The sequence below is a fragment of the Methylorubrum sp. B1-46 genome (assembly GCF_021117295.1).
In the GTDB taxonomy this organism is placed as follows: domain Bacteria; phylum Pseudomonadota; class Alphaproteobacteria; order Rhizobiales; family Beijerinckiaceae; genus Methylobacterium.
On sequence record NZ_CP088247.1, the window covers coordinates 2,096,745 to 2,121,578 of the forward strand.

Consider the following 24,834-nt stretch of genomic DNA (forward strand, 5'->3'; position numbering starts at 1 on the left):
CGCTGCCGGGGTTCGATGTCCGATACGCTGCTGACCGTCGAGGATCTCTCGGTCGCCTTCCGGGGCGGGGCGCGCGAGACGCGGGCGGTGGATCGTGTCAGCTTCACGATCGAGCGGGGCGAGACCCTGGCTCTGGTGGGGGAATCCGGCTCCGGCAAGTCGGTGACGGCGCTTTCGATCCTGCGGCTGCTCGACGGCGCCGCGCATCATCCGGGCGGAAAGATCCTGTTCAAGGGCCGCGATCTCCTGGCGCTGCCCGAGCGGGAGATGCGTGCGGTGCGCGGGGCGGACATCACCATGGTGTTCCAGGAGCCGATGACCTCGCTCAACCCGCTCCACACCATCCAGCGCCAGATCGGCGAGGTGCTGGAGATCCACCGGGGGCTCAAAGGCAAGGCCGCGCGGAGACGAATCCTCGAACTGCTCGACCTCGTCGGCATCCGCGACGCCGAGCGGCGGCTCGGTGCCTATCCGCACGAATTGTCGGGCGGCCAGCGCCAGCGCGTGATGATCGCCATGGCGCTCGCCTGCGAGCCCGACCTACTGGTCGCCGACGAGCCGACCACCGCCCTCGATGTCACCGTGCAGGCGCAGATCCTCGCGCTGCTCGCCGACCTGCAGAAGCGGCTCGGCATGGCGATGCTGTTCATCACCCACGATCTCGGCATCGTGCGGCGCATCGCCAACAGGGTCTGCGTGATGCTTTCCGGCCGGATCGTCGAGGCGGGCCCGGTGGCGCAGGTCTTTACCCGGCCGCAGCACGAATACACCCAGCGGCTTCTCGCCTCCGAGCCCACCGGCCGGGCGAACCCCGTGCCGACGCACGCCGAGGCCTTGGTCGAGGCCGGGCCGCTCAAGGTGTGGTTCCCCCTCAAGGCGGGCGTGCTCCGGCGCACCGTCGGCCACGTCAAGGCGGTCGACGGAGTGCGGCTCGTCGTGCGGGCGGGCGAGACCGTCGGCGTCGTCGGCGAATCCGGCTCGGGCAAGACCACCCTCGGCCTCGCCCTGCTGCGGCTCACCGAATCCGAGGGGCCGATCGTGTTCCTCGGCCAGCGGATCGAGGATCGAGGCCCCCGCACCATGCGGCCCCTGCGCAAGGACATGCAGGTGGTCTTCCAGGATCCCTACGGCTCCCTGTCCCCGCGCATGTCGGTGGGTGACATCGTCGCCGAGGGGCTCGCCGTGCAGGGGCTGGTGCAGGGAAGCGCCGAGCGCCGGGCCCTAGTGGCGAAGGCGCTCACCGATGTCGGGCTCGACCCGGCAGCGATGGACCGCTACCCGCACGAATTCTCCGGCGGCCAGCGCCAGCGCATCGCGATCGCCCGCGCGATCGTTTTGAAGCCCCGTTTCGTTGTCCTCGATGAGCCGACTTCGGCGCTGGACCGCTCGGTGCAGGCGCAGATCGTGACGCTGTTGCGCGATCTCCAGCGCGAGCGCGGCATCGCCTACCTGTTCATCAGCCATGACCTCAAAGTGGTCCGGGCGCTCTCGAACTACGTCATGGTGATGCAGCACGGCCAAGTGGTCGAAGAGGGACCGGCCGAGGCGATCTTCGCCGCGCCGAAGACCGATTATACCCGCACCCTGTTCGCGGCGGCCTTCGAGATGGATGCGGCGACCACCGCCGAGATCGAACCGGCCTGAGCCATGGCCCGCGCGCTCCTCATCGTCCTCGATTCCGTCGGCATCGGCGGCGCCCCCGACGCGGCCCGCTACGGCGATGCCGGCTCCGACACGGTCGGGCACATCGCGGAAGCCTGCGCCGCCGGCCGCGGCGACCGGCCGGGCCTGCGCGCGGGGCCTTTACGCCTGCCGAACCTCGCGGCGTTCGGCCTCGGTCTAGCCTGTGAGGGCGCCACCGGCCGCGTGCCGCCGGGCCTTGCTCCGGAGGCTGAGCCGCAGGCACTGTGGGGGCATGCCGTCGAGACGGCCGCCGGCAAGGATACGCCGTCGGGCCATTGGGAGATCGCGGGCGTGCCGGTGCGGGAGGCCTGGGGCCACTTCCCCGACACGCATCCCGCCTTCCCGGCCGAGCTCACCGCGGCGCTGATCGTGCGGGCGGGGCTGCCCGGCATCCTCGGCGATCGCCACGCCTCGGGCACCGCGATCATCGACGCGTTCGGGGCCGAGCACCTCCGGACGGGCCGGCCGATCTGCTACACCTCCGCCGACAGCGTCTTTCAGATCGCCGCCCACGAGGAAACGTTCGGGCTGGAGCGCCTCTACGAGACCTGCCGCATCGCGCGCGACCTCTGCGATCCCTACCGCGTCGGGCGGGTCATCGCCCGGCCCTTCATCGGCAGCGAGAAAGACGGCTTCCACCGCACCAGCCGCCGCAAGGATTTTTCCGTCGCGCCGCCCGCCGCCACCCTGCTCGATGGTTTGGCGGCGGCCGGCCGTGCCGTGGTGAGCGTCGGCAAGATCGGCGACATCTTCGCCCACCGTGCCACCGGGCGCGAGATCAAGCCGGCCGGCAACGCCGCCTGCCTCGACGCGGCGCTCGACGCCTTCGCCGGCTTGCCGGATGGTGGCTTCGTCTTCCTCAACTTGGTGGATTTCGACACCGAGCACGGCCACCGGCGCGACGTGCCGGGCTACGCCGCTGAGCTGGAGGCGTTCGATGCCCGCATCCCCGAGATCCACGCCGTCCTGAAGTCGGGCGATCTGTGCGTCATCACCGCCGACCACGGCAACGATCCGACCTGGATCGGCACCGAGCACACCCGCGAGCAGGTGCCGGTGCTCGCCTTCGGGCCGGGACTGGCGACGGGCTCGATCGGGCAGCGCGACACCTTCGCGGATATCGGCGCCTCGATGGCGGCGCATCTCGGCCTGTCGCTCTTCGGGGCCGGCCGGGCGTGGTGGTGAGAACGGCCGGGGGGCCAGCGGGAAGCGGAGGCGAAGCCGGAGCGGCGGCGGTGAGGGGGCGGCTTAGGATGAGCCTCCTCCGGCACCGCCGCTCACCTTCGGCTGACGCCTCGCTTTGCCGACGACAAGGTCGGCAAAGCCCTCTCCCCGCATAGTGGGGAGAGGCAGGTGTCAGCGCGAAAACTTCTTGTACTTCAGCTTCTTCGGGATGATCGACTCAAGGCCGAGGCGGCGCTTTTTGTCCGCCTCGTAATCCGAGAAGTTCCCCTCGAACCACTCGACATGGCTGTCGCCCTCGAAAGCGAGGATGTGGGTCGCGATGCGGTTCAGGAACCAGCGATCGTGGCTGATGATGACGGCGCAGCCCGCGTAATCCTCCAGCGCGTCTTCGAGGGCGCGCAGGGTCTCCATGTCGAGGTCGTTGGTCGGCTCGTCGAGCAGCAGCACGTTGGCGCCGCCCTTGAGCGTGCGGGCCAGATGCACGCGGTTGCGCTCGCCGCCCGAGAGGGTACCGACTTTCTTCTGCTGGTCGCCGCCCTTGAAGGCAAAGGCCGCGCAATAGGCGCGCGAATTGATCTCGCGCTTGTTGAAATAGATGATGTCGTTGCCGCCCGACACTTCCTGCCAGACGGTGGCGTTGGGATCGAGCGCGTCGCGCGACTGATCGACGTAGCCGAGCTTGACCGTCTCGCCGACCTCGATCGTGCCGCCGTCGGGCTTCTCCTGGCCGGTGATCATCTTGAACAGGGTGGTCTTGCCGGCGCCGTTCGGGCCGATGACGCCGACGATGCCGCCCGGCGGCAGCTTGAACGAGAGATCCTCGATCAGCAGGCGGTCGCCGAAGGCCTTGTTGAGGTGGCTGAATTCGATGACGTTCTGCCCGAGCCGCTCGTCGATCGGGATGACGATCTGCGCGGCCGCGTCGACCTTGCTGTTCTGCTTGGCGACCAGTTCCTCGTAGCGGGTGATACGCGCCTTCGACTTCGACTGCCGGGCCTTGGGCGAGGCGGCAATCCATTCCTGCTCGCGGGCGATCGAGCGCTGGCGGGCCATGTCCTCGCGGCCCTCCTGCTCAAGCCGCTTCTGCTTCTGCACCAGCCACGCCGAGTAGTTGCCCTCGTAGGGGATGCCCCGGCCGCGATCGAGTTCGAGGATCCAGCCCGTGACGTTGTCGAGGAAGTAGCGGTCGTGGGTCACGATCAGGATCGCGCCCGGATACTGCTTGAGGTGACCCTCCAACCAGTTCACCGTCTCGGCGTCGAGGTGGTTGGTGGGCTCGTCGAGGAGGAGCAGTTCCGGCTCCCACAGCAGCAGCTTGCACAGCGCGACGCGGCGGCGCTCGCCGCCCGAGAGGGTCGCGACCGGCTGCTCGTCGCTCGGGCAGCCGAGCGCTTCCATCGCCTGATCGACCTTGGAATCCAGCTCCCAGAGGTTCTGCGCCTCGATCTGGTCCTGGAGGGCGGTCATCTCGTCCGCCGTCTCCTCGGAATAGTTCATCGCGAGTTCGTTGTAGCGGTCGAGCAGCGCCTGCTTCTCGGCCACGCCCTCCATGACGTTCTCGCGCACCGACTTGTTCGGATCGAGCTGCGGCTCCTGCGGGAGGTAGCCGACGCGCGCGCCCTGCGCGACGAAGCCCTCGCCGGTCCAGTCCTTGTCGATGCCGGCCATGATCTTGAGCAGCGTCGACTTGCCGGCGCCGTTGATGCCGAGCACGCCGATCTTGGCATCGGGGTAGAAGGACAGGTTGACGTTATCGAGAACCTTCTTGCCCCCGACATAGGTCTTGGTCAGACCCCGCATGTGGTAGATGAATTCGCGGGCCATGTGCGTTCGTCCTGCGTGAAGCGTGGGTGCCGGGCTGGCCGGCGGTCGCGGACGCGCGGCCTTTCGCGCGCGGCCGGCCGGACCGAGCGAAAATGCCCGAGCCATGCCGCGTGGGGCGCCGTCCGCTCGCGGATGAAGAATTTCGTGTTCGAGTATCAGGGCGGCCGGGCAGGGGCAAGGCGCTGCCCGGCCGCGGCGAAGGCGCACCGCCGGGCGCCGTCCGGATGTCGGGTCTCCGGGAGGTGGGTGAAAGAGGTTAGGAGAAGGGATTGCGCACCGGCACGGCCGCCTGCGGTTCCTCGGGCACGGACTCGGGCAGATCCTCCGCCTCGAGGGTGGCGACCACCGCGTCGAGCAGGCTCTTCAAGGCCTTCGCGCGCCGCAGGCCGTCCCGGTCGCGGGTGAGATCGAGGCTGCCGTGCAGGGCGATGCGCTGCGTGCCGTTCTCGATCGAGAAGCCGGCGAAGGTCTGGACGCCGGCATCCTCCGCGAAGGGGCGGAAGGGGAGGGCGTCGGCTTTGCGGCGCGGCATCGGGCTCTCCTCAGAAGATCGCGCGCATCAATTCGCGCCAGAGCCGGCGCAGGACATCGATGGCCAGTTGCTTCAGGAAGTCGGCGAAGGAGTCCTGGCCGCCGCGGGAGAATTCCTGCGGTTCGGGCAGCGTCATCGCCCTGGCTTTCGTCGCCTCGGGCAGGGCCGGGAACACATCGAGGCCGGCGATATCCCGCAGGGTGGTGAGCGGGACCGCGCGCCATTCCGCGCCCGCCGCGTTCGGGGCGAGATAGGCCCCCGCCTCGCCGGTGCGCGGGTCGTAGATCGCCTTGAAGAGCTGCGTCGGCACCAGCACCCGCCCCTTGATCGCGCCGACCGAGCGGCCCTCGAAGACCGGGCCGGTCACCACGAAGATCTCGCCGCGCTCGGTGGCGAGTCGGCGCACGCTCTCCTCGATCGCCGCCCACAGGCCGCGGTTCAGTGACCGATTCTGGGGCACGATGTTGGCGAGGCTGAAGGACTCGGCCTGAGCCACCGCGCTCGGCATGTCGCCGGCCGGGGCGAGGTGGCCCCGGTCGTAGCCGCTGCGGACGTAGTCGGCGAGGCTGGCGCGGTCGTCCTCGGGCAGGCGGTCCTCGTCATGGAAGGCGTCGGCGCGCTCGACCCGGCGGGCGGCGGACACGCTCCGGCGCGTCAGGCGCTCGGCCGCGTAGAGCGGCGTGCGCGAGGCGCCCGAATGTAGCACCGCGAAGGCCTCGAAGCAGAGCGACACGGCCCTGTCGGCGAGCTTCGGATTGGTGAGGATCGGCGCCTGGCCGTCTGCAAACAGCGTGGGACAGGCAGGAGCGTCCTGAAGCGCCTGGGATGCCGCGGCGTGGGAGACGACGAGGAGGAAAAGGGCGGGAAGGACGGATCGCGGCGCCATTGCCGGATCAATAGCAGACATCAATAGCAGACACGGACGCGCCGGGGGCCGGACGGCGTCTCGCGCCAGCGGACGCCGCAGGGGCGCCCGAGCGGGTCGATCAGCGGGCGGATGTCCCGGTCCGGCGGTCCCGGCGGGCGGCGGCAGCGGACGTCGCCGGGGCAATGCGCCGTGTCGAGGCGCGGTCTACCGGCATCCGCCGCCCAGGCTGCGCTGCCGCCGATCAGGGCAAGCGCCAGCGCGACCGTGACCGGTGACAGTGCGGCGAGGGGCATCGAACGGCAGCCTGAGGATGAGCGGGCCGAAGGGAAACGGGCCAGCGGGAGCGAAAACCGGGCGAGATGTTGATCAATGCACCCTTCATCCATAATTGAGGGCGCGTCACGCGTGAAATCGTGGGGCTGCCTTAACTCTGAAGGCAGACGAGGCGGCCGAATCCTCTGAAAGGTGGGCCGCTGTTGCAGCGAGATCATGGTATCCCGTGATCGGTTTGCGCTAGAATGATCGTTCATACGTCCCGGGGCGAGCGGTTTCCGGGTGCGGGCGAGATCCAAACGGCGGGCCGCGTTCGAGGATTCGGGCGTGCGGTCCTGCGGGAGTCGCCCTGCTGACGGGAACGCATTGAGAGACGGGTGAAGGCATTGGCACTAGCGGACACGACGATCCTAGAGGGTCTTGAGACGCCGGATCGTCTCCGGCTTCTGCCGGAGAGCGAGCTGCAGACAGTGGCCGACGCGGTGCGCGCCGAGATGATCGACGCGGTGTCGATCACCGGCGGCCATCTCGGCTCGGGCCTGGGCGTGGTCGAACTCACCGTGGCCCTGCACCACGTGTTCGACACCCCCGACGACCGCATCGTCTGGGACGTCGGGCACCAGTGCTACCCGCACAAGATCCTCACCGGACGGCGCGACCGCATCCGGACGCTCCGCCAGGGCGGCGGGTTGTCGGGCTTCACCAAGCGCTCCGAGAGTGAGTACGACCCCTTCGGCGCGGCGCACTCCTCCACCTCGATCTCCGCCGCGCTCGGCATGGCGGTGGCCCGCGACCTCGACGAGGCGGAGGCCAAGGCCAAGGGCGGCCCGGCGCCGAAGCGCCGCAACATGATCGCGGTGATCGGCGACGGCTCGATGTCGGCCGGCATGGCGTATGAAGCCATGAACAATGCCGGCGCGCTGCACTCGCGCCTGATCGTCATCCTCAACGACAACGACATGTCGATCGCGCCGCCCGTCGGCGCCATGTCGGCCTACCTCGCGCGGCTGGCCTCCGGCGGCACCTACCGTTCGCTCCGCGAGACCGCCAAGCAGCTCGGCAAGCTCTTGCCGAAGGCGCTCTACCAGCGCGCGGCGGCGGCCGAAGAGTATGCCCGCTCGCTGATCGTGGGCGGCGGCACGATGTTCGAGGAGATGGGCTTCCACTATGTGGGCCCCGTCGACGGGCACAACCTCGATCATCTGCTGCCGGTCCTGAAGAACGTGCGCGACTCGGATCAGGGCCCGATCCTGCTTCACGTGGTGACGCAGAAGGGCAAGGGCTACGCGCCGGCTGAAGCATCCGCCGACCGCTACCACGGCGTGGTGAAGTTCGACGTGGTCTCAGGGGTCCAGGCCAAGGCCAAGGCGAACGCCCCGGCCTATACGCGGGTGTTCGGCGAGAGCCTGATCAAGGCGGCCGATGCCGACCCGAAGGTAGTGGCGATCACCGCGGCGATGCCCGGCGGCACCGGCATCGACCTGTTCGGCAAGGCGCATCCGGACAAGACCTTCGACGTCGGCATCGCCGAGCAGCACGCGGTGACCTTTGCCGGCGGCTTGGCCACTGAGGGCTACAAGCCGTTCGTGGCGATCTACTCGACCTTCCTGCAGCGGGCCTACGATCAGGTCGTGCACGACGTGGCCTTGCAGAACCTGCCCGTGCGCTTCTGCCTCGACCGGGCCGGTCTCGTCGGCGCGGACGGGGCGACGCATGCGGGTGCGTTCGATCTGGCCTATCTCTGCTGCCTGCCGAACATGACGGTGATGGCGGCGGCCGACGAGGCCGAGCTGGTGCACATGGTGGCGACCTGCCACGCGCATGATTCGGGCCCGATCGCCCTGCGCTATCCGCGCGGCGAGGGTGTCGGCGTCGAGTTGCCGGAGAGGGGCGAGCCGCTCGCCATCGGCCGCGGGCGCGTGGTGCGGCGCCCCGAGGGCGCGCGGGTGGCGCTGCTGTCGCTGGGCACGCGCCTGTCGGAGGCGTTGAAGGCGGCCGACGCGCTGGAGGCGGAGGGTGTTGCGGCGACGGTGGCCGATGCGCGCTTTGCCAAGCCGCTGGACGCGGAGCTGATCGTCGATCTGGCCATGCACCACGAGGTTCTGGTGACGGTGGAGGAGGGCTCGGTCGGCGGCTTCGGCGCGATGGTGCTGCACCTCTTGTCGGAGCGGGGCGTTCTGGATGCGGGCCGTGTCCGGGTTCGCACGCTGACGCTGCCGGACCTGTACCAGGACCACGACAAGCCGGAGAAGATGTACGCCGAGGCCGGTCTCGACGCCGAGGGCATCCTCAAGGCCGTGCGCGCCGCTCTGCCGGAGCAGAAGGGCAGCCGGGCCGGGCGCCTGCGTCTGGCGTGATCGGCCGGGCATCGCCGGACGAGAAAGGCGCGGTGCTTGCCGCACCGCGTCATCAGTGAGACAAGCGCCGCGCCGTCCGGCCCGAAATCGGGTGCGTCGACGGAGCGGCGCGTCCGCTCGCCTGCTGGTCCTATGACTGGGGGGCGGGATCACCCGTGAATCACGCGAGCACGATGACAGAGCCGACCCAAAGCGGCCCGTTCCCGGCGGGGCCGGTGCTGATCACCGGTGCCAGCGGCTTCCTCGGCGCCGCCCTGGTCGATGTCTTCCGCGCGGCCGGCTTCACCGTGCGCATCACCGTGCGCGCCTCCTCGCCTCGCACGAATCTCACCTGGCCCGATGTCGAGATCGTCGAGGCCGACATGCGCGACCGGGCGGCGGTGGCGAGCGCCATGCGCGGCCAGCGCTACCTCGTCCACGCCGCGGCCGATTACCGGCTCTGGGCGCCGGACATGGAGGAGATCGTCCGCACCAATCGCGACGGCACCCGCATCCTGATGGAGGAGGCGCTCAAGGCCGGCGTGGAGCGGATCGTCTACACGTCGAGCGTCGCGACCATCAAGCCGCATGACGACGGCACGCCCGCCGACGAGACCCGGCCGCTGACACCGGAGACGGCTATCGGCGCCTACAAGCGCAGCAAGGTCGTGGCCGAGCGCGTGGTCGATGAGATGGTGGCGCGCGACGGCCTGCCCGCCGTCATCGTGAACCCCTCGACGCCGATCGGCCCCCGCGACGTGAAGCCGACGCCGACGGGCCGCATCATCCTCGACGCGGCCCAAGGGAAAATCCCGGCCTTCGTCGATACCGGCCTCAACCTCGCCCATGTCGACGACGTGGCCGCCGGCCACCTCTTGGCCCTGCGCAAGGGCCGGATCGGCGAGCACTACATTCTCGGCGGCGAGGATGTGATGTTGGCGCAGATGCTTGCCGACATCGCCGCCATCGTCGGCCGCAAGGCCCCGACGACGCGGCTGCCTTACGCGGTGATCTACCCGATCGCCTTTGTCTCCGAGCAGATCGCGCGGGTGACCGGCAAGGCGCCGCTCGCCACCATCGACGGCGTGCGCATGTCGAAGTACCGGATGTTCTTCTCCGACGCCAAGGCGCGGGCAGAACTCGGTTATTCCGCGCGGCCCTACCGCCAGGGTCTGGAGGATGCGATTCACTGGTTCCGTCAGGCGGGGTACATGAAATGAGCGCCGCGCTTCAGACCGCCACCGATGCGCGCACCGGCAAGGGCGAGCGCGACGAGAACTTTCCCGTTGCCTCGCACCTGATCCACCCGCGCAACCGCGGCGCGATCCTCGCCTTCTACAACTACGTGCGGGCGGGCGACGACGTTGCCGACCACACCGGATTGTCGCCTGAGCGCAAGATCGAGATGCTCGACACGCTCGCCGACGCGCTCACCGGCAAGGGCGGCTCCGACCCTTCGGTCGAGCCGCTCAAGCGTGAGTTGGCCTCCCACGGCCTGCCGCCGACCCACGCGCTCGAACTGCTCGATGCCTTCCGGATGGATGCGCGTAAGTCGCGCTACGCCGACTGGGACGAGTTGATCCATTACTGTCGCTACTCGGCGATGCCGGTCGGACGCTTCGTGCTCGACGTGCACGGCGAGGATCCGGCGCGGGTCTACAAGACCTCCGACGCGATCTGCGCCGCGCTGCAGGTGCTCAACCACCTTCAGGATTGCGGCAAGGATTTTCGGGCTCTCGACCGGGTCTACATCCCCCTCGACGTGATGGGCCGGCACGGTGCCGACGTGTCGATGCTGGGCGCGGATCGGGCGACGCCGGAACTGCGCGCGGTGATCCGCGAACTCGCCGAGCGCACCCTGGTGCTGCTGGAGGAGGGCGCGCCGCTGCCGAACCAAATCGACGACTTCCGCCTGAGCCTGGAGATCGCCGCGATCCACCGGCTCGCCGTCGTCCTGACCAAGGGCCTGCTGACCCGCGATCCGCTCTCGGAGAAGGTCCATCACGGCAAGGCCGCCTTCGCGCTCACCGCGCTCGGCGGCATCGCCGCCACCCTGGTGCGCCGCCCGTTCCGGTCGCGCGCGCCCCGTCCCGCCGGAGCCGGCCGATGAGCGCCACCGCCAGCCCGATTTCGGAGACCGCCGAGGCGCCGGCCCTGCCGGCCGCCGGCTCGTCGTTCTACACGGCGATGCGCCTACTCCCGAAGGAGCGGCGCGAGGCGATGTACGCCGTCTACGCCTTCTGCCGCTCGGTCGACGATGTGGCCGACGACGGCGGCCCGCGCGAGGTCCGCGCAGCTGAGCTCGACCGCTGGCGCGCCGACATCGACGCGCTCTACGCCGGCAACCCGCCGCCGCGGGTGAAGCCGCTGGAAGAGCCGATGCGCCGCTTCGGCCTCAAGCGTGAGGACTTCCAGGCAGTTATCGACGGCATGGCGATGGACGCCGAGGAGGACATCGTCGCTCCCTCGGAGGCCAAGCTCGATCTCTATTGCGACCGGGTGGCGAGCGCCGTCGGGCGGCTGTCGGTGCGCATCTTCGGTATGCCGGAGGCGGACGGCATCCGGCTTGCGTGGCACCAGGGCCGGGCTTTGCAACTCACCAACATCCTGCGCGACATCGACGAGGATGCGGAGCGCGGGCGCCTCTACCTGCCGATGGAGAAATTCCACAAGATCGGGCTGATGACCCCGACGCCGCAGAGCGCGCTGGCGCATCCGCGCCTCGGCGAGGTCTGCGCGGCGGTCGCCGCGGAGGCGGAGGAGCATTATCGCCAGACCTGGGCGATCATCGAGCGCAGCCCGCGGCAGGCCACCAAGGCCGCCCGCCTGATGGCGGCGGCCTACCGGCTCTATCTCGACGCCGTGGTGAAGCGCGGCTGGGCCGCGCCCCGCGCGCGGGTGAAACCCGGAAAACTCTCCCTCCTCCTCGTCGCCCTGCGCCACGGGATTGTCTGATGACCGGTACGGTTCACGTCGTCGGCGCGGGACTCGCCGGCCTCTCGGCGGCCGTCTCCCTGGCGGAGGCGGGCAACCGCGTCGTGCTCCATGAGGCCGCCAAGCAGGCGGGCGGTCGCTGCCGCTCCTATTACGACCCCTCGCTCGGGCTGACCATCGACAACGGCAACCACCTGCTCCTGTCGGGCAATCGCTCGTCCCTCGACTTCCTGCACCTGATCGGGGCGCCGGACGATGCGCTCACCGGCCCCGACGAGGCGGCCTTTCCCTTCGCCGACCTCCGCACCGGCGAGCGCTGGACCCTGCGCCCGAACGAGGGCCGCCTGCCCTGGTGGGTGCTGCGGGCGGGCCGGCGCGTGCCGGGCACGCGGGCGCGGGATTATCTCGCTCCGGTCTCCCTGATGATGGCCGCGTCCGGCAACAAGCCGGGCCAGAGTGGCACGATCGGCGAGAAGATGTCCTGCGAGGGCCCGCTCTACGAGCGGCTCTGGCACCCGGTCCTGGTCGCCGCCCTCAACACCGATCCGCGCGAGAGCGATGTCGGGCTCGCCGCCACGATCCTGCGCGAGACGCTGGGCGCCGGCGGGCGCGCCTGCCGTCCGCTCATCGCGGTCGAGGGGCTGTCCACGGCCTTCGTCGATCCGGCCCTGCGCTACCTCGCGGAGCACGGCGCCGAGATCCGGTACGGCCGGCGCCTGCGAGCGATCGCCCTCGGCCAGGGCCGCGTCGACCGTCTCGATTTCACCGACGAGCCGGTCGTGGTCGGTCCCGACGACGCGGTCGTCCTGGCCCTGCCGCCGTGGGTGACGAGCGAACTCCTGCCCGGTACGCCGGCGCCGCAGGAATTCCGCTCCATCGTCAACGCGCATTTCGCTGTGCGCCCGCCGGAGGGCGCACCGCTGATCCTCGGCGTGGTCGGCGGCCTGACCGAGTGGCTGTTCGCCTATCCGGATCGGTTCTCGGTCACCATCAGCAATGCCGACCGGTTGCTGGAGGACGGCCGCGAGGATCTTGCGCGCCGGATCTGGGGTGAGATCGCGGAACTCAACGGACTTGCACGGGAATTGCCTAACTGGCAGATCGTCAAGGAGAAGCGGGCGACCTTTGCGGCGACGCCCGCTGAGGCCGCGCGCCGCCCCGGCGCGGCGACGCGCACCCGGAATCTGGTTCTGGCCGGCGATTGGACGGAGACGGGGCTGCCCTCGACCATCGAGGGGGCGATCCGATCCGGGACGAATGCCGCGCAAGCCCTGTTCCGCACCGGCATGTGCGGACGGGCACAGGCACAGGGAGTCGCTTGAAGGATATGACGACGGCACCGAGACAGGCGAGCGAGGCAAGAACGATGCGTGAGGCGGCCGCGAACAAGGTCGAGACGCTGCAGCGTCTCAAGACCCGCGACGTGTCTCTCGACGATGTCGAGCGTGGCGTTCAGAGCGCCACACGGGCGCTCACGGAGATGACCCAGGCCGACGGCCACATCTGCTTCGAGCTCGAGGCGGATGCGACCATCCCCTCCGAGTACATCCTGTTCCACCAGTTCCGTGGGACCGAGCCGCGCGACGGGCTTGAGGCCAAGATCGGCAATTACCTGCGCCGCACCCAGTCCAAAGTGCATGGCGGCTGGTCGCTGGTGCATGACGGCCCATTCGACATGAGCGCGTCGGTGAAGGCCTATTTCGCCCTCAAGATGATCGGTGACGACATCGAGGCGCCGCACATGCGCGCCGTGCGCAAGGCGATCCTGCAGCGAGGCGGCGCGGCCAACGCCAACGTCTTCACCCGCATCCTGCTCGCCCTCTACGGCGAAGTGCCGTGGACGGCGGTGCCGGTGATGCCGGTGGAGGTGATGCACCTGCCGAAGTGGTTCCCGTTCCACCTCGACAAGGTGTCCTACTGGGCCCGCTGCACCATGGTGCCGCTGTTCGTGATCCAGGCCAAGAAGCCGCGGGCCAAGAACCCGCGCGGCGTCGGCGTGGCCGAACTGTTCGTGACGCCGCCTGAGTCGGTGCGGACCTGGCCCGGCTCACCCCACGCCACCTGGCCGTGGACGCCGATCTTCGGCGCCATCGACCGCGTGCTGCAGAAGACGCAGGACCACTTCCCGAAGGTGCCGCGCCAGCGTGCCATCGATAAGGCGGTCGCCTGGGTCTCCGAGCGCCTGAACGGCGAGGACGGACTCGGCGCCATCTTCCCGTCGATGGTCAACTCGGTGCTGATGTACGAGGTGCTGGGCTATCCGCCCGACCACCCGCAGGTGAAGATCGCGCTGGAAGCCATCGAGAAGCTCGTCGCCGAGAAGGACGACGAGGCCTATGTCCAGCCCTGCCTCTCGCCGGTCTGGGATACGGCGCTGACCAGCCATGCCATGCTGGAGGCCGGCGGCGCTCAGGCCGAGGCCAATGCCCGCGCCGGACTCGACTGGCTGAAGCCCCTGCAGATCCTCGACATCAAGGGCGACTGGGCCGAGACCAAGCCGAACGTGCGCCCCGGCGGCTGGGCCTTCCAGTACGCCAACCCGCACTATCCCGACCTCGACGACACCGCCGTCGTGGTGATGGCGATGGATCGCGCCCAGCGCCAGCACGGTCTGGTCAGCGGGATGCCGGACTACTCGACCTCGATCGCCCGCGCCCGCGAATGGGTTGAGGGGCTGCAGAGCGCCGATGGCGGCTGGGCGGCGTTCGACGCCGACAACAACCACCACTACCTCAACCACATCCCGTTCTCGGATCACGGCGCCCTGCTCGATCCGCCGACCGCGGACGTGACCGCCCGCGTCGTCTCGATGCTGTCGCAGCTCGGCGAGACCCGCGAGACCAGCCGCGCGCTCGACCGCGGCGTGACCTACCTGCTCAACGACCAGGAGAAGGACGGGAGCTGGTACGGCCGCTGGGGCATGAACTTCATCTACGGCACGTGGTCGGTGCTCTGCGCGCTGAACGCCGCCGGCGTCGATCCGCAATCGCCGGAGATCCGCAAGGCGGTGGCGTGGCTGATCCGCATCCAGAACCCGGATGGCGGCTGGGGCGAGGATGCCTCCTCCTACAAGCTCAACCCCGAATTCGAGCCGGGCTATTCGACGGCCTCGCAGACGGCCTGGGCGCTGCTCGCCCTCATGGCGGTCGGTGAGGTGGACGACCCGGCGGTCGCCCGCGGCGTCAACTACCTGATGCGCACGCAAGGGACGGACGGGCTGTGGAGCGAGGAGCGCTACACGGCCACCGGCTTCCCGCGGGTGTTCTATCTCCGCTACCACGGCTACCCGAAGTTCTTCCCGCTCTGGGCGATGGCCCGCTTCCGCAACCTGAAGAAGGGCAACAGCCGTCAGGTGCAGTTCGGGATGTGATTTCCCGGGACGTATGTCCCAAGCATGAGATCGGCGGCGCGGGAGCATCCCGCGCCGTTTTCGTTTGTACCGACTGCGAGCCGAACACCATCGGCGCCTCCTGACCCGAGCCCGCGAGACGACCGTTGATCCCCTGGGAGCATCTCGACACCGCCCCGATCCCCGGCGAGGCCGGTACCCTGCGCCTGATGCGCCGCGGCAGCGAGTTCTCGATTCAGCTCGACCGCAACGAGCTGATGAACAGCCGCCTCAGCGGCTCCGAGGAGGCGCTGGCGCGGCTCTCGGCCGAGCGCATCGCCGGCGTGAAGGCGCCGCGGGTGCTGATCGGCGGCTACGGGATGGGTTTTACCTTACGCGCGGCGCTGAGCCTGCTCCCGGCGATGGCCCAGGTGACCGTGGCCGAAATCGTCCCGGCGGTGCTGACCTGGGCGCGCGGACCGATGGCGGAGCTGACCGGCCCGAGCCTCGACGATCCGCGCGTGACGATCCGCGAGGCCGATGTCGCCGCGGTGATCCGCGCGCAGCCGGGCACCTGGGATGCGATTCTGCTCGACGTGGACAACGGCCCCGATGGCCTCACCCGTAGCGCCAATGACCGCCTCTACGACGCGGCCGGCCTCGGTGCCGCCCGTGCGGCCCTGCGTCCGCGCGGCGTGCTGGCGGTGTGGTCAGCCCATCCCGATGCGGCCTTCACCCGGCGGCTCGGACAGGCGGGGTTTTCCGTCGAGGAGGTCGCGACGCGAGCGCGGGGCAAGCGTGGGGCGCGGCACGTGATCTGGCTGGCCGGGCGCTAAGCGCCGATCCCAATCTCGACCTCATCCTGAGGGGCCCGCGTCAGCGGGCCTCGAAGGATCCTCCAGATTGTGCCGTGCTTTCTGGATAATCCTTCGAGGCCGCCGCTTCGCGTGGGTACTTCAGGATGAGGAGGTGGTTGGATCGAGCGAACAGGTTGGGTGCGCCTCACGCCCCCCGGCGGGCCATCAACTGCTCGATCAGCGTCGCGCCGGTCTCCAGCGCGGACAGCTCCTCCGCCACCGTGGCCACCGTCTGCGCGATCTGCTCCGGCGTGTGCTCGGAGGTCATGAAGAAGCGCAGGCGTGAGGACCGCTCCGGCACCGCCGGGTGGATGATCGGCTGCACGTTGATGCCGCGCTTGAACAGGCGGTCGGAGAGCGTCACGGCCTTGAGCGAGTCGCCGATGATGATCGGGATCACCGCGAGACCGAGACTCGAACCGGTGTTCAGCCCGTGCTTCTTGGCGAGCGCCAGGAACTGGTTGCCGTTGCGGCGCAGCCGCTCCACCCGCTCCGGTTCGGCCTGCATCACCGTAAGTGCGGCCTCGGCCGCGGCCGCCAGCGGCGGCGACATGCCGACGCTGTAGACGAAGCCGCCCGCGGTGCATTTCAGGTACTCGATCAGCGCCGAGGGGCCGCAGATATAGCCGCCGCAGGAGGACAGCGTCTTCGACAGCGTGCCCATCCAGATGTCGACATCGCCGGCATCGACCCCGCAATGCTCGTGCAGGCCCGCCCCGGTTCGGCCGAGAACGCCGAGCCCGTGGGCGTCGTCCACCATCAGCCAGCAATCGTAGCGGCGCTTCAGCTCGACGAAGGCGGCCAGATCCGGCGCGTCGCCGTCCATGCTGTAGAGGCCCTCGATCACGATCAGCGCACGGCGGTGCTCGTGGCGGGTCGCCTCCAGCAGCTTCTCGAGGGCGGCGGGGTCGTTATGAGCGAAGGAGCGGCGCTGGGCGCCGGAGAGCTGCGCACCGGTCACCACGCTGTTGTGGATCAGCGCGTCGTGGAAGATCACGTCCGGCGCTTCGAGAATCGCGCCGATGGCGGTGACGTTGGTGGCGTGTCCGCTCACCAGGACCACGCAGGCATCCGTGCGGTAATGGGCGGCGAGCGCCCGCTCCAGCTTGAGATGACCCGGCCGCTCGCCCGCCACGATCCGGCTCGCGGACGCCGAGGTGCCGAAGGTCTCGATCGCCTTGCGCGCCGCCCCGCTCACCGCGGGGTGACCGTTGAGGCCGAGATAATCGTAGGACGAGTAGTTCGAGTAGGTCTGGCCCTCGATGCGGGTGTTGGCGCCCGCGCGGGTCTCGTGCACCCGGAAGAACGGATTGCCCAGGCCGATCAGGTCGGCGGCCGAGCGCTGCAGGCGCAGCTCGCGGTAGCCGGTCAGCTTCTCGAAATCCTGGATCGACTCTCCCGCCGCTCCCTTGTCCTCGAGGGGGGAGGGGCTCGGACGCGCGTTGGCGCGGCCGAGCCGGTTGGTGACGAAGCTCGCGAGCGCGGCCCGCCCGTCCTGCGGGCGTGTCGGCTGAGTCATGGCAAGATCTCTTTGATGTCCGCGACGTTCTTCTCGACGAGTTCGTTGAACGGCGCCAGCGTGGCGGCGTCGAGGTCGCCGACATGCTTCGAGGCGAGGGTCAGGGTCACGCCCGCCGCCTCGTCGACCGGTGTCGCCACCGCCTGGATCAGGGTTTCGGTGAGTTCGTTCACCGTGAGCCCCGAGGAGATGCCGGCCGGCGGCGCGTCGAGGGCGAAGCGCTCCTGCAGGCTCGCTCCCAGCTCGACGCCCATCAGCGAATCGAGGCCGATCTCGGAGAGCTGGCGCACGCGGCTGATGTCGTCCTTCGGCAGGCGCAGGATGCGGGCGATGTCCTCGACGATGGCGTCGGACACGGTCTTGCGGACCGAATCGATGTCCTGGGATCGCAGCAATGCACCGATATTGATCGCGGCCACCGTGCCGGACTCGGCCTGCTGATCGCCGCCGAGGCTGGCGTAGCTCGGTGAGCGGAGCGTCGCGAGGCGCTCGCGCGCCTTGCCCCAATGCATCGCGGCGATCGCGACCACGCCCTCGTCGCTCGCCGTGCCCTGGACCTCCAGCGATTCGGCCATCAGGTCGAGGCAGAGGCGGGCGTCCATCGGCGTCACGCCGACACGGGAAGCGAGCGTCTCCATTACCGCCTTGTTGCGGGCGAGCACGCCGACATCGCCGATGGCGCCCCAGGCGACCGCGAGCGCCGGCAGGCCGAGACGGCGGCGCTGGCGGGCGAGCCCTTCCATGAAGCCGTTGGCGGCGACGTACGACCCCTGTCCGGGATTGCCGATGAAGGTCGTGGCCGAGGAGAACAGCACGAAGTAGTCGAGCTTGCGTCCACGCGTGGCGGCATCGAGATGCTGCGCCCCGATCACCTTCGGCGCAATCACCGCTTCCAGGGTCTCCGGCTCGATCGCGTTGATCAGGCCGTCCTGCAGCACCATGGCGCCGTGGATTACGCCCGCGAGCTTGCTGCCCGCGGTCTCGATGCCGTCGATCAGCTTCTCGACCGCCCGGCGACTGGTGATGTCGCAGGCCCTGGTCTCGATGCTCACGCCGCGCGCGGCGAGTTCGGCGATGACCGCACGACCCTCCTCGTTCGGCTTGCCCGAACGACCGACGAGCACGATGCGTTTCGCGCCGCGATCGGCCAGCCAGCGCGCCGCCTCGATGCCGAAGCCGCCAAGACCGCCGGTGACGAGGTGGACGCCCTTCTCGGAGACCGTGAAGGCGTTGCGCCGGACCTGCGCCACGGAGCCGGGTGCGGGCGGCGTGACGACGATCTTACCGACATGCCCCGATTGCTGCATCAGCCGGAAGGCATCCGAAGTCTCGTCGGCGGCGAAGGGCTGGTAGGGCAGGGGACGCAGGCCCCCTTCGGCGAACAGCGCCATCACTTCGCGGAACATCCGCGCGCCGTCCTCGCCCTGGTGCTGGAGCACCTGATCGAGATCGACGCCGAAATAGGAGAGGTTCCGGCGGAACGGCCGCAGGCCAATATGGGTGTTGGCGACGTAGTCGCGCTTGCCCAGTTCGACGAAGCGTCCGAACGGGCGCAGGCAGTTGAGCGAGCGCTCCATCATCTCGCCGAACAGCGAGTTGAGCACCACGTCGACCCCGTCGCCGGTGATGCGGCGGACATCGTCGACGAAGGCGAGCGAGCGCGAATCGAGCACGTGCTCGGCGCCGAGCGCTTCGACCAGCGCCCGCTTCTCCCGCGAGCCCGCGGTGGCGATGACCCGCGCGCCCTTCCACTTGGCGATCTGGAGCGCGGCCAGTCCCACGCCGCCCGCGCCGCCATGGACCAGCAGCCACTCGCCCTTGCGCAGACGGGCGCAGGTCACGAGCGCGTAGTAGGCGGTGAGGAAGGCGACCGGCACGGTCGCCGCCGCGGCCGGGTCAAGCCCCGCCGGCATCGGCGCGACGACCATCTCCGGCACGACCACGTGGGTGGCGAAGCCGGATTGCGCGAAGGCGACGACCGAATCACCCACGGCGAAGTCCACCACGCCGGCACCGATGGCGGTGACGCGGCCGGAGACTTCGAGGCCGAGGCGGGGGCCGGCGAAGCCGTCCTCCAGGATCTCCTCCGGGAGCATCGAGAGCGCCCAGAGCACGTCGCGGAAGTTGAGGCCGGTGGCGGCCACAGCGATCTCGACCTCACCGGGGCCGGGGGCGGCGCGCTCGGCCGGGCCCCAGACCATCTCGTTGAGGCCGCCGGTGTTGGAGCGCTCCAGCCGCGCGGCCGGAGCCGCCTCGCCGCCCTGGGCGGCCCGGCCGGGATGGAAGCGCACGACGCGGGTGGCGTCGGCATCGAGCACGATCTCGGTCTCGTCCGTGCCCGACAGGATCAGGGCGCGCAGCCGCTCGGCCGCGTCCTTCGAGGACAGGGCCGGTGCGAGGTCGATCCGGCGCACGTCGAGGTTGGCCGCCTCGTTGGCGAGCGTCCGGCTGAAGGCCCAGACGCCGGCCTCGACCGCGGCCGCCTCGCCGCCCGCATCGCGGGTGGCGCCGGGGGCGACCACCCAAAGGCGGGTCTGACGGCTGCCGAGATGCTCGGCGCAGCGCTTCAGGCTGAGGCAGCGGTCGCGCAGACGCTTCGCCGCCTCGCCCTCGCCGGCGAAGGCACCAGCCAGGAACACCACGGTGTCGGGCGTCTCGCGCTCCAGTTCGAGCAGCGACTGCTCGGAATCGAGGATGATCGAGACGTGGACGCCGCTCGCCACCAGCAGGGTCGCCAGGGACGAGGCGGTCTCGGCGCCGAACTCGTCGTCGGAGCCGACGACGAAGGCGAAGCTCTGGCCGTGGCCGAGGGCCGGACGGACCGGGGCCTCGGCCACCAGCAGCAGGTCGTCGCCGTTGGCCGAGATGGCGCGGTCGGCCGAGACCCGCACGAGGCCCGAGGCGCTCAAGGTGCGCTGCCAGCCCGTCACGTCGTCGAGGCGCGAGACCGGCATGCCGGCGGCCGCCTGCTCGAACCAGTCCGGCGCGAGGCCGAAGACGAGGTCGCGGAACAGCGAGGCGCCGGGCTCGACCGCGACCAGCAGCCCGCCCGAGGCGAGCGCCGCGGCGAGCTGGCCCGGAAGGGCCTTGTCCGAGCGGTGGAGCACGTCGCTGGCGAGAACGAGGTCGAAGGACGCGGCCGGCAGGGCGTCGGCGGCTTCGGACACCGCGACCGAGCCGGGCAGGCCGAGGCGGGCCCGCTCGGCCAGCCGCCGGTCGGTTTCCAGCACGGTCAGGCGGGCGTCAGACGCACGGGCGAGCGTGGCGGCGCGGGCCGAGAGCGGGCCGAAGCCGACCTGAAGGATGCGGAGCGCCCGATCCGACGGCAGGCGCTCTTTCGCCTCCGCCACGATCGTGGCGACGACCTCGGCGGCGGCGCGCGCCGTGGCGCCGCGCAGGTGGAAGGCGTCGAGCGCGGCCGGCGGCAGGCTCGCCGCGGTGACGGCCTCGCCCGCTACGATCCGTCCGACCAGCGCGGTGGTGTCGGCCAGCAGCACCAGCTCGGCAGCCAGTTCCGGATGGTCGGCCGCGATCCAGCGCATGGTCTCTTCGGGCGCCGGCAGGGTCACGTCGCGGCGCAGGCGCCAGACACCCTTGTCGAGCGTCGCAAGGCCGCTGCTTTCCAGGGCGTAGAGGGCGTTGGTGGCCCACGGATGCAGGGCCTCGGGCAGGCGGCCGTCGAGCACGACCTTGCCCTTCTCGGAGAGGCCCTCGGCCAACCGATAGGCGAGGGCGGTGGCCCAACCCTCCAGAAGCAGATGGCCCGGTCCGAGATCGGCCGTGTCCGGCGCGGTCACGGCGGCGAGGCTCGGGCGCAGGCGCTCGGCCACGCTCGGACGGCGCTCCAGCGGCAGGGCGGTCGGCTCGGTGGCGCGCTCGACCCCTTGGGTGATGGCGTAGGCGTCGAGGTCGCTGCCGCCCTTGGCGCGCAGGGCCTGGAAGCGGCCCTCGCGGATCGTGGCGATCACCGCGCCCTCGGCATCCGTCAGGGTGAAATCGGCCAGGATCGAGCGCTCGTTGCAGCGCCGGGTGCGGATCTCGGCGCGGGCGATCGCGGCGCCGGGGCGCAGCAGGCGCACCTCGCCGAAGCGCACCGGCACGTAGGCCTTGGTGGCTCCTTCGCCCATCAGCTCGGCGAAGAGCAGGATCAGGCCGTGGAAGCAGGAATCGAGACGCGCGGGCACGAGGCCGTAGCGCTCGTCCGCCTCGGCCGGGATCAGTTCGGAGACGATGGTGGTCTCGTCGATGCGGGCCGAGGCCGCGACCTGGCGGAAGTTCTCGCCGAAGCCGAGGCCGGAGGCGAGCGCCCGGCGGTAGAGTCCCTCGCCGGAAATCGCGTGCTCGGCCGGCACCGCGAGGTCGCGGCGGGCGGGTGCCGGGAAATCGCCCTCGATGATCTTGGCCGAGGCGTGGAGCTGCCACGGCGTCGGGGTCAGGCGGGGGCGGCTGAGGATCTGAATCTGGTTGCCGGAGCCGGACAGGCGCACCAGCACCTCGCGCAGGGAATCCTCGGCGAAGACCATCGGCGAGAGGATTTCGACGTCGGCGAGGGTCACCGCGTCCGTGCGCAGCGCCTGACGCGCAACGTGCAGCGCCATCTCGACAAAGGCGGCGCCGGGCAGGATCACCTGACCGTCGATGCGGTGGTCGTCGAGTTCGGGCACCAGGGCCGCGTCGAGATGGCCGTGCCATTCGAGGCCGTCGGGCGCCAGCCGGTTGCCGGCGAGCGGGTGGTAGGGCCGCGGCGCGGCGCCGGCGCCCTCGGTCGTCTCGGCGAGGCGGAACGGGCGGCGCTGCCAGGGGTAGAGCGGCAGGGCGACGATGCCGGCCGGATCAGCACCGAACAGGCGCGTCTCATCGACGGCCGCACCGGCGACGAGGGCGGCGGCCACCGCCTTGGCGATCGGATCGCCGCCGGCGGGCTTGCGGTGCATCACGCCGACCGAGGCGACCTCGATGGCGAGCGGTTCGATGGCGTCGCCGATATGCGGCAGCAGGGTCGCGCGCGGGCCGACCTCGACGAAGACGCGAGCGCCCTGGCGGGTCGCCTCCTGCAGTGCCTCGCAGAAGCGCACCGGCTCGCGGATGTTGCGCCACCAGTAGCCGGCGCCGAACTGGGCGCCGGGCAGCACCGTGCCGGTCACGGTCGAGACCATGGCGGTGTGGCCGGCCGAGGCCTTGAGCCCGTCGAGGTCGCGCAGCAGCGGACGCTCGGTCGGATCCATCAGGCGGCCGTGGAAGGGGTATTCGAGATCGAGCTTGCGCCCGCGGCGGCGCTTGCGCGCCAGCGCCTTCATCGCCGCCTCGATGTCGGCCTCGGGGCCGGCGACCGTGATCGCCTTGGGGCTGTTGTAGGCGGCGATGTCGAGGGTGGGATAGTCGGCGAGGAACGCCTCCATCTCCTCGACCGGCCCGAGCAGCACCGCCATGGTGCCGAAGCCGCGGGTCGATTCCTGGTGCTTGCTGCGGAAGAAGATGACCCGCACCGCCTGTTCCAGGCTGAGGATGCCGGCGGCTTCCGCCGCGGCGATCTCGCCGACGCTGTGGCCGAGGACGTAGCGGGGCGCGAGGCCCTTGGCGCGGAGCGCCGCGGTCGAGGCGCTCTGGATCGCGAAGATCAGCGGCTGCGAGACGCGGGTGAGGGAGAGGCGCGCCTCGAGATCCTCGGCGAACATCGCCTCCTTCAGCGACCAGCCGGACAGCTTCTCGAAGAGCGTGTCGGTCTGATCGAAGCGGGCGCGGAAGGTCGCGCTCTCCTCGTAGGCCTCGCGGCCCATGCCGACCCACTGGCTGCCGTTGCCGGAATAGACGAAGGCGACCTCGGCCTGGCGCTCGACCGCCGTGCCGACGACGGCCGCCTCGGTATCCTCACCCTCGGCCAGCGCCCGCAGGGCGGCGGGCACATCGGTGCCGGGAGCGATCGGCAGGGCGAGGCGCGTCGACAGGCGTTCGCGGCGGTGGAACGCGGCGGCCGCGACGCGGGCGGCGTCGTCCGGCGCGGCACCGTCGAGGCGGGCAGCGTAGTCGAGGGCGAGATCGTTGAGGGCGGCGCGGCTCTGGGCCGAGAGCAGCAGGATCTCGGGCGCACGGCCCGCCTCGTCGTTCGCGGCGACGGGGGCCGGGTCGGTCAGCACGACGTGGGCGTTGGTACCGCCGAAGCCGAACGAGTTCACGCCGGCGAAGCGTTCGGCCTTGGTGCGGGCGAGCGCCAGCGGCGCGCGGTTGACCGCGAGCTTCAGCACCTCGAACGGGATCTCGGGGTTCAGTTCGGGAGCGTGCAGCGAGGGCGGCAGCAGGTCGTTCTCGAGCGCGAGGCTCGCCTTGAGCAGGCCGGCGAGGCCCGAGGTCGGCTCGGTATGGCCGATATTGGTCTTGATCGAGCCGATCGGCAGCGGCTCGCGCCGCGGCTTGCCGAGCTTGGAACCGATGGCACTGGCCTCGATCGGGTCGCCGACCGGGGTGCCGGTGCCGTGCGCTTCGACGAAGGCGATTTTGTCGAGGTCGATCTCCGCCTCGCGGTAGACCTGCTCCAGCAGTGCCCCTTGCGCGTGACCGGAGGGCAGCGAGATGCCGGTGGTGCGCCCGTCCGAGTTGACGCCGCTCGCCGCGATCACGCCGCGCACGGTCCGGCCGCTTCGGGCGGCGGCCTCTGCCGATTGCAGGAGCAGCACGACGCCGCCCTCAGCGCGCACGTAGCCGTCGGCAGTGGACGAGAACGCCTGGCACAGGCCGGTGCGCGAGAGCATCTGCGCGTTGGAGAAGGAGATGAAGTTGAACGGGCTCGCCAGGATGTTGGCGCCGGCCACCACCGCGGTGTCGACCTGACCCGCCTCGATCGCCGCGATCGCGGCGTTGAGCGCGACCAGCGAGGATGAGCAGGCGGTGTCGAGGGTGAAGCTCGGGCCCTTCAGGTCGTAGATGTAGGAGATGCGGTTCGAGATGATCGAGAGCGTGTTGCCGGTCGCCGCGTAGGCGTCGCCCGAGGACGGGTCGAGGATGCGCAGGTTGCCGTAATCCAGGGCCGAGGCGCCGACGAACACGCCGATATGGCTGCCGGCCACCGCGGAGGGGCGCAGGCCCGCATCCTCGAACGCCTCCCAGGTCAGTTCCAGCAGCATGCGCTGCTGCGGGTCCATCTGCTCGGCCTCGCGCGGCGAGATGCCGAACACGCCCGGATCGAACGACCAGATGTCGTCGAGCACGCCAGCGGCCCAGGTGTAGCTCTTGCCGCGCTCCTGCGCCCGCGGATGGCCGAAGGCCTGAAGCGACCAACGGTCCTCGGGGATGCGCGAGACGGCACAGCGCCCTTCCGTGAGAAGCTGCCACAGCCCCTCGACGTTCTGAGCCCCGGGCAGACGGCAGGCGCGGCCGACGATCGCGATGTTCTTGCGGTTTGTCACGTCGATCCGTTTACGCTCGTGAAGCAGGGACCGGGGGTCCGTTCGGCGTGGGCCTATCGCCCGCACCGCGAATGTCTCGTGAAACCTCGGCTTTT

General features: G+C 70.2%; 15 protein-coding genes. 9 read left to right on the forward strand and 6 right to left on the reverse strand.

What is annotated here, in order from left to right; translation table 11 throughout:
• Positions 1–15 precede the first annotated feature (15 nt).
• Together LPC10_RS09825 and LPC10_RS09830 are read left to right on the forward strand one after the other, a co-directional pair.
• Entirely contained in the window at positions 16–1,644 is a 1,629-nt protein-coding gene (locus tag LPC10_RS09825) for an ABC transporter ATP-binding protein (RefSeq protein WP_231346507.1), read from the forward strand.
• A 3-nt stretch (positions 1,645–1,647) separates the two neighbouring features.
• Positions 1,648–2,868, forward strand: coding sequence for a phosphopentomutase (locus tag LPC10_RS09830; RefSeq protein WP_231346508.1), 1,221 nt, complete (start codon positions 1,648–1,650; stop codon positions 2,866–2,868).
• 171 nt (positions 2,869–3,039) lie between these two features.
• Here the strand turns inward: LPC10_RS09830 and ettA are convergent, their stop codons facing one another.
• The 4 genes from ettA to LPC10_RS09850 form a co-directional block, all read right to left on the reverse strand.
• Positions 3,040–4,692 (reverse strand): energy-dependent translational throttle protein EttA, encoded by a 1,653-nt coding sequence (gene ettA, locus LPC10_RS09835; protein ID WP_108939868.1) that lies wholly within the window; start codon positions 4,690–4,692, stop codon positions 3,040–3,042.
• 256 nt (positions 4,693–4,948) lie between these two features.
• Positions 4,949–5,224 carry a hypothetical protein gene (locus LPC10_RS09840; protein ID WP_231346509.1) on the reverse strand — a complete coding sequence of 92 codons (276 nt, stop codon included), beginning with the start codon at positions 5,222–5,224 and terminating at the stop codon, positions 4,949–4,951.
• A gap of 10 nt (positions 5,225–5,234) precedes the next feature.
• Positions 5,235–6,110: a DNA/RNA non-specific endonuclease gene (locus tag LPC10_RS09845; protein WP_231346510.1), complete on the reverse strand. Its 876-nt coding sequence runs from the start codon at positions 6,108–6,110 to the stop codon at positions 5,235–5,237.
• 20 nt (positions 6,111–6,130) lie between these two features.
• Positions 6,131–6,385, reverse strand: a complete 255-nt coding sequence (locus tag LPC10_RS09850; protein WP_231346511.1) for a hypothetical protein — start codon at positions 6,383–6,385, stop codon at positions 6,131–6,133.
• 366 nt (positions 6,386–6,751) lie between these two features.
• Here LPC10_RS09850 and dxs point away from each other — a divergent pair, with 366 nt between their 5' ends.
• From dxs to LPC10_RS09885, 7 genes are all read left to right on the forward strand, one after another.
• Entirely contained in the window at positions 6,752–8,722 is a 1,971-nt protein-coding gene (gene dxs / locus LPC10_RS09855) for a 1-deoxy-D-xylulose-5-phosphate synthase (protein ID WP_231347012.1), read from the forward strand.
• Between the two features lie 173 nt (positions 8,723–8,895).
• Positions 8,896–9,921, forward strand: a complete 1,026-nt coding sequence (gene hpnA / locus LPC10_RS09860; RefSeq protein WP_231346512.1) for a hopanoid-associated sugar epimerase — start codon at positions 8,896–8,898, stop codon at positions 9,919–9,921.
• Complete coding sequence (gene hpnC / locus LPC10_RS09865; RefSeq protein ID WP_231346513.1) at positions 9,918–10,811, forward strand: squalene synthase HpnC; 894 nt, start codon at positions 9,918–9,920, stop codon at positions 10,809–10,811. Before hpnA ends, hpnC begins: the two co-directional genes overlap by 4 nt.
• Positions 10,808–11,656, forward strand: a complete 849-nt coding sequence (gene hpnD / locus LPC10_RS09870; RefSeq protein WP_231346514.1) for a presqualene diphosphate synthase HpnD — start codon at positions 10,808–10,810, stop codon at positions 11,654–11,656. Before hpnC ends, hpnD begins: the two co-directional genes overlap by 4 nt.
• The gene (gene hpnE / locus LPC10_RS09875) at positions 11,656–12,957 is read left to right on the forward strand and encodes a hydroxysqualene dehydroxylase HpnE (protein ID WP_231346515.1); all 1,302 of its coding nucleotides are present in this window, start codon (positions 11,656–11,658) and stop codon (positions 12,955–12,957) included. Before hpnD ends, hpnE begins: the two co-directional genes overlap by 1 nt.
• A gap of 44 nt (positions 12,958–13,001) precedes the next feature.
• A complete protein-coding gene (gene shc / locus LPC10_RS09880; protein WP_231346516.1) occupies positions 13,002–15,005 on the forward strand; it encodes a squalene--hopene cyclase in 2,004 nt (667 codons plus the stop codon).
• A 125-nt stretch (positions 15,006–15,130) separates the two neighbouring features.
• A complete protein-coding gene (locus LPC10_RS09885) occupies positions 15,131–15,799 on the forward strand; it encodes a spermidine synthase (RefSeq protein ID WP_231346517.1) in 669 nt (222 codons plus the stop codon).
• 166 nt (positions 15,800–15,965) lie between these two features.
• Here the strand turns inward: LPC10_RS09885 and LPC10_RS09890 are convergent, their stop codons facing one another.
• Positions 15,966–17,339 (reverse strand): aminotransferase class I/II-fold pyridoxal phosphate-dependent enzyme, encoded by a 1,374-nt coding sequence (locus LPC10_RS09890; protein ID WP_231346518.1) that lies wholly within the window; start codon positions 17,337–17,339, stop codon positions 15,966–15,968.
• Positions 17,336–24,739: a type I polyketide synthase gene (locus tag LPC10_RS09895; protein WP_231346519.1), complete on the reverse strand. Its 7,404-nt coding sequence runs from the start codon at positions 24,737–24,739 to the stop codon at positions 17,336–17,338. The genes LPC10_RS09890 and LPC10_RS09895 overlap by 4 nt, the downstream gene beginning before the upstream one ends.
• Positions 24,740–24,834: the final 95 nt, after the last annotated feature.